This is a genomic window from Blastococcus saxobsidens (genome assembly GCF_002938435.1).
Classification (GTDB): Bacteria; Actinomycetota; Actinomycetes; order Mycobacteriales; family Geodermatophilaceae; genus Blastococcus; species Blastococcus saxobsidens.
Genome location: NZ_POQT01000002.1, coordinates 60,456 through 73,016 on the forward strand (window position 1 = coordinate 60,456; position 12,561 = coordinate 73,016).

Here is a 12,561-nt window from a genome sequence, read left to right on the forward strand (position 1 = left end):
TCCCCTCCTTGATCGACCGGCGAGACGCTAGCCAACTAGGCGACTAAGCGTCTGAGCGCCTAAGGAGTGATGCCGCCGATGGACAAGCCGTTGGTTTGCTGCTGCTGGCGAACCTGCTGCTGATGCTGGCGCTCGGCAGCACGCTCCATAGCGACGCGTTCCCGGTCGCTGAGCTCTTCGGGAGCCTTGCGTGCTGTCCGGGCCTCATCGCCTTCGGGGTAGCGCCGAAGCAGCTCGGCTTCGGCCTCTCTCGCCGTCGTGCGGGTCTCCGCCATGCGCTCGAACCACTCGTCTCGAACGATCTGCTGCTCTTGGAGCTCCTCCTGGCGCCGCTGCAGCTGATCGGCTTCGTCGATCGCCGCCTGAAGGTGCCGGCGGGGCGCCCGTCCACGCAGCATGTCGAGCTGGCGAACGACTCGGCTGCGGGCCCTCTGGGCGTCTCTGGCGGCCTGGTCGAGCTTGTGACGCACGTACTGGGGCCCTTGCTCCACCTCGTCGTGCCAGGCCTTCACAGCACGACGCAGCAACTCGTCGGGCATCCGTGAGACGTCCCGCATGGGGTTCCGGTCGAGCCCGAGCGCCCGGTTCGCAAGGCGCCAGTCCACGTAGCGGTCGGGGCTCTTGAGGACACTCGGGCGTCGGCCGATCGGATCGGCGACGTTGGCCTTCTTGGACTCGGCGACGTACTGCTCTCGATACGCCTCGACGACGCCAGCTCGCCGCTCCCAGTCCTCAAGTTCGCTCGTCCCAGGGGCGGGAACCGGGCCGAGGTGCTGGACCGCCCAGGCTGGTTCGTCCTGGCCGACCCGGCGACCAAGCTCAGCAACCCGCTCGTCCATGGCCACGGCCAGACGCCGGGCGTAGGCGCCAAGGTCGTCGGAGACGAGGGAAGCGTCTGCGAGCGCCTCGGGTGCCGCGGTGCGCTCGAGGTAGCTCGCCGGCGGCAACCCGTCGGTCGCTCCGGGCAACCTCTTGGGCTCCCAGGCCATGTGCCTTTGCTCCGTGAGGCGCCAAGAGAGCAGAGCACCTAGCTCGGTGCCCGAGTCGACCTCGCGGCCCTCCAGCGTCGATTTAAGGGCGTCTACAGGGTCGATCCCACTCAGCTCGGTGTTCTTCACCGTCTGCCAGAACGCCGGCGCCGTCGGGTCCTCTTGGAGGCGAGCCAAACGCTCGGGTCCAAGGACGTCCGCGATCTGGCGGTAGCGCACCTGATCTCGCTGAGCCAACAGGCCATTGGCCTCAGCCCAAACGGGGCCGATCTTGGCGAGCGACTTCGCCGCCTCGGCCAGGTCCTGCTTCATGGTCAGTGCCGAGCGCTGGGCAGTGCTGCGCTCCATCACCTCACCGAGCAGGGCAAGAGCAGGGCTGCGCTCGACTTCGGGGCCGTGACGGTGATTGTCGAGCGTCTCGGCCGCTGTCGAGACGACGACCTGGTTCATGTGCTTGCCACGGGTGAGCCCGACATAGAGCGTCTCCGCCGTCATCGCCTCGCTGGCCAGCACATACGACGAGTCCACCGTGCGGCCCTGACTGCCGTGGGCGGTCACGGCATAGGCCAGCTCCAGATGTGCAGCGACGTACTCGGGCGGCAGTGTGAGACGGCGACCCTCGCCCTCTCGATGCACCCACAGCGTGCCGTCACTACGAACCTCATCGACGACCAGGCGGTCACGGTTGGCCAGGGGCCGGCCCCGCTGGTCCTTGATGCCATGGCTGTTCCGCCGGGCCTGAACGATGTCGCCGGCAGACGCAAGAGCGCCATTGCCCAACTCGACGGTGCGGGCGTGATCGACACGGCCAAGTTCGACGAGCTCGGCCCTCGCTCGCATGGCAAGCGATGCTGCTTCCTCGGCCGTGGCCGCCACCATGATCGACGTCTTGCCTTCGAGGGTGTCGATCAGCCAGGAGTCATAGACCCTGGTCATGGCCTCAGCAGGGCTCTCCGCTTCAACGACTCGACCGTGGCGGTCGTACAGCTCGAGCACAGAGGCATCGCCATCACGCAGTCGAAGCGAGGCCTCCCGCTCCCACTTGGCACTGAAGCGACGAACGTCGGTGAGATCGCTGATGGCGCCCTCTCGGCGCAGCTCAGCGTCACTGGCCAGGAACGCCAGCACCCCACCGGCCTCGACGGCGGCGATCTGGCGGTGGTCGCCGGTGAGGAGCACCTTTCCGCCCACGGCCTCGACCATCTTCGTGACCGCGGCGAGCTTGGCCGTATCGGCCATACCGGCCTCGTCGACGATGACGAGGGCCCCGGGCGCGAGTCTCATCTCGTTGTCACTGGGCCGCGCTCGCCCGGAGCTGAGGCGGCCGATACCGGCCAGCCAGGCGTCGATGTTCCATGAGGTCTGCACGCCTTCGGCTCGGAGCACCTTGGCCGCCGCCTCACTGAGTGCCAGGCCTATGACCGGAGCACCCTTGGCGGCCCGCTCCCACGCGCTCGCGATGTGGCCGACCGTGTAGGACTTGCCGGTTCCGGCTGGGCCGATGAGCACCTCAAGGCTTCGCCGAGACGAGAGCACGGCGCTGAAGGCCGCCGCCTGGTCCTCGTAGAGGCCGGCGTCGAGGGCAAGAGCGACGGCGGTGTCCCGCTCGATCCCCGGGGCAGCGAAGGCGCGGGCAAGCCCGCTCAGGTACTCCTCTCGTGCCAGCTGCTCGGCACCGACGTAGATGGCGTCACGGGGTGCGCTGTAGACCGAGCGCCCGTCCGGTGCCCGGAGCTCTGCTGGCACGCCGACGTCGATAACGCTCTGCGGCGTGATGCGCTCAATGCCCGAACGCACACAGGCGCTCTCGACGAGGCCTTCGAGCAGCGCCTGATAGCCACCGATCGTCATGCCTCGGGGAAGGTTGGCTGGCAGCGCTTGATCGATGGCGGCCGCCAAGTGGTGCTCGTTGAAGCTGGTCCGCTTCTGCGTCAGCGTCTCGATCGCCTCGGACACGACGGCGTCTTGGTCGATCGCGTCGCCGGCCAGAGCCTCCTCGGAGAAGCGGCGGGCATCCCGGGCAACCGCCTGGTGGACCTCGCTCAGCGATGCGCCCCGAGCCTTGAGCGAGGTCTGCTGCCACTGCGCCACCTGGTCCTCACGGACGAGGTGCTTGTCGGACTTGGGGCGGCGAGTCGAACGCTGGATGTACTTGTGCTGCGCGTCTCGATGGCGAGCAGTCGGAGCGAAGCCGTTGGTCTCTTCCCAGAGCCGCGCCCACTCGTCCAGGCGAGCTTCGATCGAAGCGCTGCGGGTTGAGAAGTCCTTGCACACTCCCTCTTCGACAGCGGCAATCCGGCGAGTTCCATCAGGGTTCTTCTCGTAGCGAAGACCCAGCTTGTCTCGTCCGACCAACTCTTGAGCACGACTGGCGACGGCAGCGAGGAACGGAACGGCGCCATAGAGCTGCTTGCCGTCGAGAGCGTGGTACTTGCCCGTTGCATCAAGGGCTCGGTTCAGCACAAGCACATGGGCGTGATCGTGCATCTCGCCATCTCGGTTGGTGTGGTGGCGATAGGCAGCCACGACCAATCCGTCAGCAGCCATGCGCTTGCCAGTCGACTCCCCGGCGACCTTCTTGCCATGCGCTCCAACACGGGTGTAGGCGAGCGTCTCGGCGACGTCGGCCATGGCCCGTGTGGCCGCTGTCAGTGCCTCCTCGTATGCCGCCGAGGCGAAGTCGTCGCCGGCGGCATCGGCGGCAGCATGGGCCACCGACCAGTCCTTGCCCGAGGTGTAGGTCATGTCGAGGTACTTGACGTTGCGCCGCGTCGAGCGGGTGGCCTCGACGGCGATCGACTTCAGTTCTTCGGGTGTGACGCCCGGCGCAGCGCTCGCCACGAGGTCGAGCGCACGGGCTCGGGTGAACTCAGCCAGGCGCGTGCCGTCCGTGTCCCGAAGGGCGTCCTTGGCGTCGGCGACGACGGCGGCCGGAACCGTGATGCCGTGACGCTGGGCGGCTCGCAGCACAAGATCGCCGCCGGCGGCGAAGTTGGACTGCGCCCGGCCGAGAGCCTCGCCGGTCGTCGGATGACTCAAGTTGGCGAAGACCCGGTTGGAGATGTCATCGGTGACTTCGCTACCGACAGTGAGCCCCAGAGCCTCCAAGCCGCGGCCGAGCAACACCCCCGGGGGCTCCCCCGAGGCGACCGCCTTGGAGTAGTAGCCGCGCTCGCGGGCGGCCTCCAAGGACTCCTTGACTTCGCGCTTGTAGTAGTCAGGGGTCGATCCGCTTGCGATCGAGACCTGCCCCATGGCCGGACGCTAGCGGCGGGGACGCCCTGCGCAAAACCCAGCCCACATTGGAATGCATGAGTCCCAGAGGGTCTTGGCGCTTCGCAGTTGCAGCCGCACGGGGCGCCACGAGTGCTCAGTCGTCACAGGGTCGCCGTCAGCGACCCACTACACAGAGTCACTTTCTGTAGTCCCGCTTGAGGAACCACAGAACCGTGGCTCACCGTCCGGGTGGAAGAACCCGGGATCTCGTAGCGCCGGCGATAACGGTTCGGTCTGGAGGCCCAGGCCCCGCCGCTCACCCACCGTGGCGAGGCTCAGATGACTTCAGCGTGCCTCGGACCTGCGCGGTTGTATCCGCGCCGGCCGTCCAACGCCGTGTCGTCACGAGCGCATCCGTAAGCCCCCCGTCTACGCACGGTAACTTTTCGTCCTCCTCGTGTCCTCCTCGTGCCTCACCTCCCGGGGTGAGGGCTGCTGTCGGACCACCCCCCGCCGTACCTAGCGTCCCGTCCCTCATCAGTTCGAGTGACACAGGCCCACCGGCTCACCGACGCCGGCGAGGCCAGGGACAACAGGGGGACTTCCGTGACGACGCTTCAGGTGGACCAGCTCAACGGCATCGACTGGCTCGACCAGCACCCGGACCCGTGGCTGGGGCTGCTTGACCGGTACCTGGCAGGGCCGTGGGCACAGAAGCGCCTCTGGCTCGGAGTGCGCCACGACGTCGCCGGCAACGTCGAGCCAGTCTTCAGCGAGCCCGAGCGCAACGTCCTGTGGCTCGGTGCTCCCAAGGTCAACAAGACCCATGGAGGCTTGGCTCCCCAGGCAATTGCCTGGAACGGCCCTGCCGTGATCATGAGCGTGAAGCCGGACCTCGCCTATGCAACAGCGCTGCATCGAGCGCGCTACGGCGGAACGATCTGGCACCTCGATCCCACTGGCGGAAAGTTGATCCCTGGAGCCGTTGAGGGACGCTGGTCGCCGATCGAGATGGCCGACAGTTGGGGTGGGGCTCAGCGTGTTGCCGCGGGCCTGGCCGGCGCTGGAACGCGTGACACCCAGTCAGGGAACAACGCGAAGTTCTGGGAAAGCCTGGCCGGGGCCTACATGGCCGTGCCGCTCCTTGCCGCAAAGCTTGCGGGCAAGGACATGCGCTTCGTCCTCAGCGTCATCAACGGCGTCGAATCGGCTATTGACGAGCTCGAGCAGATCCTTGGCGACACCGATACCGACGACGCTCGCGCCGCGCTTGAGAAGTGGACGTCGCTCTCGGCCATGACCGGAGCGATCAAGGACTCGATCGTGGTCACGTCGAGTCAGGCGCTGAACATCTACGACCGGGGCGAGACTCTCGAACGGTCGTTGGAGCCGAACATCGACCCTTACGACTTCGTGAGCGGCGGGCGCAACGAGGTGAACTTCTGCGCCACCGAACGAGACGGCGAAGTGGGCCTGGCCAACATGGGTGTCACCAGGCCGAGCGGCGTCCCCGTTACCGGCCAGTACCCGACGCTCTACATCACAGCCTCGACCGGCGACGCCGAGGACGCCCAGGCGATCATGCGAACGATCATTCGCCAGTTCTGGGACGCCTGTCGGCGCCTTCACGAGGAAGACGTCGAGGCCGGCGTTCGAGACCGCCGACCGCTGCTGTTGATCTGTGACGAACTGACGAACCTGGCGCCGGACCCGGCCTACCCCTCGATCGTCAGCCAGTGCGTGGACCAGGGCATGGTCATCGCTTCGGGCATCCAGGACCTTGGCCAAGTCGAGAGCCGCTTCGGCCGGGACGGCGAAACGTTCCTGACGCTCCACAACGAGGTGCTGATCTTCCCGGGGATCAAGAACGAGAAGACCCTCAGCACGATTTCGAACATCTTGGGCAAGCGGTGGGTGAAGTTCGAGACCCAGACTCAGTCAGGAGGCGCCGATCCCGCCAAGACCGGCTGGTCCATCTCGGAGTCGTGGCACGAGACGCCCCACGTCCCCATCGACCAGGTGCGCGACGGCCTGCCCTCGGCCCCAGGTGCGGTGCTCCGGCTGCCGCCGACGGGCTTCGAGTACATCTACCCCTCACCCGTTTACCGATCCAAGCCATGGCCCCGGATGGTCGTCACCACGCTCGAGTGGTTCCTGAGGCGCTCGGCACACGACACCGGGCCGGCGTTCCTCCTTCCCGTCCCCGAGCTGGATCGCAAGGACTCGGCGGGCAACTACCTCCTAGCGATCACCCAACGCGACGGCGACGAGCTCCTAGACCGCTACATCGCAGCGGCCAACGCCTTCACGAAGATCGCAGGCGCCGCCTACGACCAAGGCGAGTCACCCGAAGATCGCTGGTTCCCCGACGAGGAACAAGAGCCCGACGACCCGGACCAGGACGGCGGCGCCAGCGAGGGCCCAGCGGGCGACGGCGGGGCCAGCACCGACTCTCGTCCCGGCGACGACCCGATCGAGCCCGAGGAGCCCCAGCCGTGACCCGCTCCGAGGACTACGACGACTTCTACGCCCAGCCGCTCGGCCAACCGGCCCACAACAACCCTCACGGGCATGCCGAAACACGGCCCGGCTTCGCCTCGGGGGTCTCGGCTAGCGATCAGGTGCACCAACAGGGGCCGACGCTGGTGGAGCCGACGTACGGCTATGCCGGCCTGGTCAAGCTCGCCAATCCTCTACAACGCCTCGGGGTCTTCGTCATCGACTTCTTCGGTCGCATCGGGCTACCCGTGGCCGCGGTGTCCATCGTGGCGCCCCGATTCGTGCCGCTCACAGCCCTCGAGGTCTGGGCGGCGACGTTCGCCTTCGCTGCCCTCATGACGATCGCGATCAACTTCGAGGAGGACGGCGTGAGCATGGGTTGCTGGGCCATGGGTGTGCGCCCTGTGCACGCCGTCAACGCTCGAGGCCGGCACGGCGTGGCCGCTGTCCACTGGACCAGGCTCATCGGTCACGACGTCCTGGCTGTCCTCGACGCCTTGCTCTGGCCGGTCCTCCTCCTGCGAGTGCTCCTCACCAAGAGCCATCAGACGCTGGCTGACTCCTGGACCCACGTGGTCTTCGTTCCCTTTGACCGACGCACCGGCCCTGAGCTGCTGCCTAAGAAGGAGCAGACGTGGCGGCTCATGGCATAGGGCGCGAACGACCCACCGTCGATGACCATCCAGCCCGAGGGGAGCAAGGCATGACTGAGGCCAGCACCCCGCCGTCGGAAAGGGCTGGCCCCCACCAGCGTCGCCTCTCCCCGGTGCTCATGGACTGCAAGGCTGCTGGCGAGTACACGGGCTTTGGCGAGCGGTACATGCGTCGCCTGGTCTTCGAGAAGCGCATCGCCTACGTGAAGGTGGGGCACATGGTGCGCTTCGAGCGAGCCACACTCGACAAGTTCATCGAGGACCACCGGGTCGACCCGACGACCTAGCGCTGCACTGACAGAGGCTCACGGCTCTCCCGGCCGTGGGCCTCTGTCATGCGGGTGGCGAAACCGTGAGAAAAATGGGGGACGACGCCTTCTCAGCCATGACTAGCCGCCAACGACTTGCCGTTGGCCAGCATGTTCAGTGGGCCCCGTGGGAATCGAACCCACAACCCGCGGATTAAAAGTCCGCTGCTCTGCCAGTTGAGCTAGAGGCCCGGGACGTGGACGACCGGCCGGACGACGCGACGTCCGGGCCCACATGACCCGGGGGAAGGGTACTGCCGGGGCTCCGGCTCCACGGCCCGACGCGGCACCGCCGGCGTCAGAGCTCCCCCACGCCCCGGACGGCCAGGGAGACCGCCAGCGCGACCATGACGACGGCGATGGTCGCGTCGAGCACGCGCCAGGCCGCCGGACGGGCGAACACCGGCCGGAGCAGCCGGGCACCGAAACCCAGGCCGGTGAACCAGACGGCACTGCCGACGGCCGCGCCGGCGGCGAACTCCCACCGGTGCGCCCCGTAGGTGGAGGCCATCGAACCCAGCAGCACGACGGTGTCGAGGTACACGTGCGGGTTGAGCCAGGTCAGCGCCAGGCACGTGCCGACGGTCGCCGCCAGGCCGGCCCGCACCCCGCCGGCGTCCGGCAGGAGGGCCCCGGGGCGCATCGCCCTCCGCGCGGCGAAGACCCCGTAGGCGAGCAGGAACGCCGCCCCGGCGAAGCAGACGACCGGGATGAGCCAGGGCACCCGCGACAGCGCTGCACCGGCACCCAGCACCCCGGCGGCGATGAGCAGGATGTCGGAGAGCGCGCACACCGCCACCACCGCGGCCACGTGCTCGAGGCGGAGCCCCTGCCGCAGGACGAAGGCGTTCTGGGCGCCGATGGCGACGATCAGCCCCAGGCCCAGGGCCAGCCCCGAGGCGACGGCGACCAGCGCCGGAGTGGTGAGCACGGGTCCAGACGCTAGGAACCTCCGGATCCTCAGTCCAGCTCAACATTCTCATCGAGCGTTAGCGTTGCTTCATGGACCTCGACCTCGCCCAGCTGCGCGCGCTGGACGCCACCGTCCGCGGCGGCACCCTGGAGGCCGCCGCCCGCGCCCTGCGCGTCACGCCGTCGGCGATCAGCCAGCGGCTGCGGGCCCTGGAGGTCGCGACCGGCCGGATCCTGCTCGTCCGGTCCAAGCCGGTGCAGCTCACCGGCTCCGGCCAGGCGGTGCTGCGCCTGGCCCGGCAGGTCGACCTGCTCACCGCGGACGTCGCCCGCGAGCTCGGCGGGGATCCGGCCGGACCCGAGCACGTGCCCATCCTGCCGATCGCGGTGAACGCCGACTCCATGGCCACCTGGGTGCTGCCCGCCCTCGCGCCGCTGGCCGGCGAGGTCGGCTTCGACCTGCACCGGGAGGACCAGGAGCACACCAGCGCCCTGCTCCGCGCCGGCACGGTCATGGCCGCGGTCACCGCCGACGCCGATCCGGTCCCCGGCTGCACCTCCACCCCGCTGGGTGGCATGCGGTACCGGCCGATGGCCACCCCCGCCTTCGCGCGGCGGTGGTTCCCGGCCGGCCCGACACCCGAGGCGCTGGCCCACGCACCCGTCGTCGTCTTCGACCGCAAGGACGACCTGCAGCACCGCTGGCTGCAGGCGCACGCCGGCCGTGACGCCGCCCCGCCGGCGCACTTCGTCCCCGCCTCGGCGGACTTCGTCGCCGCCGTCACCCTCGGCCTGGGCTGGGGCATGGTGCCCGACCTCCAGGCGCGCGGGGACGCCGCGCACCTCGTCGTCCTCGATCCGGCGGCGTCGGTGGACGTCGTCCTGCACTGGCAGCAGTGGCGGCTCCGCTCGGCCACCCTCGACCGGGTGCGCGAGGCCGTGCTGGCCGGCGCCGGCCGCGAGCTGGACCCCGTCGCATGACGTGACCGTGCCCACACCGCCGCCCCCCGGAGCAGGCTTTCCGACCGGCGGTGCATCCTTGATCGGTCGCGCACGTGGGTACCGGTGACGTAGCTCATAGCCCGCAGGGCACATGCAGGGGCACCCGTGAGCCGACCATCGATGGAAGGCGCCGCAGCGCCCCGCCCAGCACCGCCAGAGAGGCAGACGTGACTTCCGAGCGCAGCGCAGTTCCGGACAGCGCGAACCCCGACGTCGTACTCGTCGGGGCCGGCATCATGAGCGCGACGCTCGCCCAGCTGCTGAAGGTCGTCGCCCCCAACTGGAGCATCGCCGTCTTCGAGTCCGGCAGCGCCGTCGCGGGCGAGAGCTCCGGCCCCTGGAACAACGCCGGCACCGGGCACGCCGCCCTCTGCGAGCTCAACTACACGCCTGCCGACGAGAACGGCCGTGTGGACCCGACCAAGGCCGTCACCATCAACGAGCAGTTCCAGGTCTCCCGCCAGTTCTGGTCGCACCTCGTGCGCAACGGGATGACCGGCTCCCCCAAGGACTTCATCTCCCCGGTCCCGCACCTGAGCTTCGTCACCGGCGAGAAGGGGCGCAGCTACATGTGCGCCCGGCACTCCGCGCTCGCCGCCCAGCCGCTGTTCGAGGGCCTCCAGTACACCGAGGACCACGCCACGATGGCCGAGTGGCTGCCGCTGATGATGGAGGGCCGCGACCCCGAGCAGATCGTCGCCGCCACCCGCTCGGACGCCGGCACCGACGTGAACTTCGGCGCGCTCACCCGCCTCATGCTCGACGACGTCGCCCCCAAGGGCGTCAACGTCTACCTCGACCAGCGCGTGCAGGAGCTGGAGAAGGAGTCCGACGGCCGGTGGAAGGTCACTGTCCGTGACACCGGCTCCGGTGAGGAGATCTCCGTCCGCGCACGGTTCGTCTTCGTCGGCGCCGGCGGTGGCGCCCTTCCGCTGCTGCAGAAGGCCGCGATCCCCGAGATCCGCGGGTTCGGCGGCTTCCCCGTCAGCGGCCTGTTCCTGCGCACCCGCTCACCGGAGCTGGTCAGCCGGCACCAGGCCAAGGTCTACGGCCAGGCGGCCGTCGGCGCCCCGCCGATGTCGGTGCCGCACCTGGACCTGCGCCTGATCGACGGCGAGTACTCGCTGCTCTTCGGCCCCTACGCGGGCTTCTCGCCCAAGTTCCTCAAGGCCGGGTCGATGTTCGACCTGCCCAAGAGCGTCAAGCCCAACAACCTGGGCTCGATGCTCGGGGTCGGCCGCACCGAGCTGGCGCTGACCAAGTACCTCATCGGCGAGCTCCTCCAGAGCCGCGGCGCCCGGCACAAGACCCTGACCGGCTTCGTGCCCACCGCCGAGCAGGACGACTGGGACATGGTCACCGCCGGTCAGCGCGTGCAGGTCATCAAGCAGGACCCGAAGACCGGCAAGGGCGTGCTGCAGTTCGGCACCGAGCTGATCGTCGGGAGCGACGGCAGCATCGCCGGCCTGCTGGGCGCCTCCCCCGGTGCCTCGACCGCCGTCGCCGCGATGCTCACCCTGCTGGAGCGCTGCTTCCCCGAGCGCGTCGATGCCTGGCGCCCGCTGCTGCAGGAGGCCATCCCCTCCTACGGCCGCTCGCTGGCCACCGACACCGCGCTGCTGGCCCAGGTACGGGCCGACACCATGCAGACCCTGGAGCTGAACGGCTGACGCGAGAGCGTTGCCTGCACCGCGCGGAGGGGCCGGTCCCGACCGGGACCGGCCCCTCCGCGCGTCACAGCACGTCGAGGACCAGCAGCAGCACCAGCGTGAGCAGCGCCGAGATCAGGAGCGAACCCAGGCAGCCGAGCCGGCTGCTGAAGAGGAAGAACATCACCCGGTCGTGCCCAGCGGCCCCTCGGGCGCACACACTGTGTGCCGGGCGTCACCCCTGCACCCGCCGGACCACCCGTTCAGGGGATCGCGGACGGCTGCGGCGGTTACGTACGGTCATCGTCGTTCCGGTCGGATGCTCCACCACGTCCTCCGTCCGCCGCATCGTCCGCCCCAGCGCCCCGGCGCCCCGGCGGGTACGACCCCGGCCCGGCTGACCCGTTCCCCCCGGGGCAGCCGGGCCGGCTTCTTGCCGGGGCGGACGTCACGCGCCGCCGCACACCCGTCGCACGAGGTCCCCCAGCGCCACGCGGAGGGCGTCGTCCACCGGCAGGTCGACGACGACGGGCGAGGCGTCGCCGATCGCGACCTCCAGCGGGAAGACGTAGGGCTGCTTGGTCTCCGTGAGCACGTGCGGCTCGCACGTCGCCGGCCGAAACGTGAGGGGCACGGCCGTGGCTCCGGCGTCCGCCTCGAGCCGTGCGGGCAGTTCCCCAGCCTCGACGTCGACCAGCACGCTCCGGCCGATGCGCCCGACCGTCAGCGGCTCGTCCCCGCCCGTGCGGCGCAGCGCGAGCCGCCCGGTGAGCTGCTCCTCACCCGCCTCCAGGACGGTCACCGCGAGTTCGGCCACCGCGGCAACCGCCTCGCCCGCGCACTCCTGGGCGTGCACCCGCGCGGGCACGTCGCCGGTCAACGGCACGGTCACCTCCTCGGCCGGGCCGTCCCCGCGGACGACGGCGAGCCGCGCGGCCGCCGGCTCCGGCGCGACCGCGCAGTCCGGCCGGCCGTACGGCGCCGGAAGATCGATCACCCGGCCGCGTACGAACTCCGCCGTCACCGGCGTGGGCGGCAGCGGGGCGAGGCCGGGCACCGCGAGCGCCACCGCCCGCACGCCGAACGGCTCGTTCCCGGTGGCGGTGATCCGCACCTGGAACCGGCCACCCACCGCCTCGTCGGTGCGCAGCAGCACCGCCTCGGCGGCGATCCCCGGCGCCGGCGGCAGGGACGGCGAGGAGGACGACGTCGAGAAGGACGACGGCGAGGACGCACGCTCCCCGTCCGGTGCGCCGGGCGACGTGGCGCAGGAACCCAGGGCGAACGGCAGCGCCACCAGCACCGCCGGCCGCCGCATGGCCCGGCAGCCTAG

At 69.7% G+C, this 12,561-nt stretch carries 8 protein-coding genes and 1 tRNA gene; 5 read left to right on the forward strand and 4 right to left on the reverse strand.

Features of this window, described 5'->3' with window-relative positions:
• Positions 1–59 precede the first annotated feature (59 nt).
• Complete coding sequence (gene mobF / locus C5507_RS01595) at positions 60–4,244, reverse strand: MobF family relaxase (RefSeq protein ID WP_104526796.1); 4,185 nt, start codon at positions 4,242–4,244, stop codon at positions 60–62.
• Between the two features lie 567 nt (positions 4,245–4,811).
• Between mobF and C5507_RS01600 the strand changes: the two genes are divergently transcribed.
• The 3 genes from C5507_RS01600 to C5507_RS01610 are packed head-to-tail and all read left to right on the forward strand — an operon-like array spanning position 4,812 to position 7,644.
• On the forward strand, positions 4,812–6,704 hold the full coding sequence (locus tag C5507_RS01600; RefSeq protein ID WP_130504270.1) for a type IV secretory system conjugative DNA transfer family protein: 1,893 nt from the start codon (positions 4,812–4,814) through the stop codon (positions 6,702–6,704).
• Positions 6,701–7,357, forward strand: a complete 657-nt coding sequence (locus tag C5507_RS01605) for an RDD family protein (protein WP_104526798.1) — start codon at positions 6,701–6,703, stop codon at positions 7,355–7,357. The genes C5507_RS01600 and C5507_RS01605 overlap by 4 nt, the downstream gene beginning before the upstream one ends.
• A gap of 50 nt (positions 7,358–7,407) precedes the next feature.
• A complete protein-coding gene (locus C5507_RS01610; protein WP_242611197.1) occupies positions 7,408–7,644 on the forward strand; it encodes a helix-turn-helix domain-containing protein in 237 nt (78 codons plus the stop codon).
• Positions 7,645–7,784: 140 nt separating this feature from the next.
• Here C5507_RS01610 and C5507_RS01615 read toward each other — a convergent pair.
• Positions 7,785–7,857 (reverse strand) — tRNA-Lys (locus C5507_RS01615).
• A gap of 106 nt (positions 7,858–7,963) precedes the next feature.
• Complete coding sequence (locus C5507_RS01620) at positions 7,964–8,596, reverse strand: LysE/ArgO family amino acid transporter (RefSeq protein WP_104526799.1); 633 nt, start codon at positions 8,594–8,596, stop codon at positions 7,964–7,966.
• Positions 8,597–8,667: 71 nt separating this feature from the next.
• Here C5507_RS01620 and C5507_RS01625 point away from each other — a divergent pair, with 71 nt between their 5' ends.
• Both C5507_RS01625 and mqo read left to right on the forward strand, forming a co-directional pair.
• Positions 8,668–9,558, forward strand: a complete 891-nt coding sequence (locus C5507_RS01625) for a LysR family transcriptional regulator ArgP (RefSeq protein WP_104526800.1) — start codon at positions 8,668–8,670, stop codon at positions 9,556–9,558.
• A 188-nt stretch (positions 9,559–9,746) separates the two neighbouring features.
• Positions 9,747–11,249 (forward strand): malate dehydrogenase (quinone), encoded by a 1,503-nt coding sequence (gene mqo, locus C5507_RS01630; protein WP_104526801.1) that lies wholly within the window; start codon positions 9,747–9,749, stop codon positions 11,247–11,249.
• 427 nt (positions 11,250–11,676) lie between these two features.
• On the opposite strand, the gene C5507_RS01635 is transcribed toward mqo, so the two are convergent.
• Positions 11,677–12,546 carry a hypothetical protein gene (locus C5507_RS01635; RefSeq protein ID WP_104526802.1) on the reverse strand — a complete coding sequence of 290 codons (870 nt, stop codon included), beginning with the start codon at positions 12,544–12,546 and terminating at the stop codon, positions 11,677–11,679.
• Positions 12,547–12,561 lie beyond the last annotated feature (15 nt).

Bases quoted from the DNA above. Each gene is read 5' to 3' on its own strand.
- mobF (WP_104526796.1), bottom strand. From the start codon at position 4,244: ATGGGGCAGGTCTCGATCGCAAGCGGATCGACCCCTGACTACTACAAG.
- C5507_RS01610 (WP_242611197.1), top strand. From the start codon at position 7,408: ATGACTGAGGCCAGCACCCCGCCGTCGGAAAGGGCTGGCCCCCACCAG.
- C5507_RS01625 (WP_104526800.1), top strand. From the start codon at position 8,668: ATGGACCTCGACCTCGCCCAGCTGCGCGCGCTGGACGCCACCGTCCGC.
- C5507_RS01635 (WP_104526802.1), bottom strand. From the start codon at position 12,546: ATGCGGCGGCCGGCGGTGCTGGTGGCGCTGCCGTTCGCCCTGGGTTCC.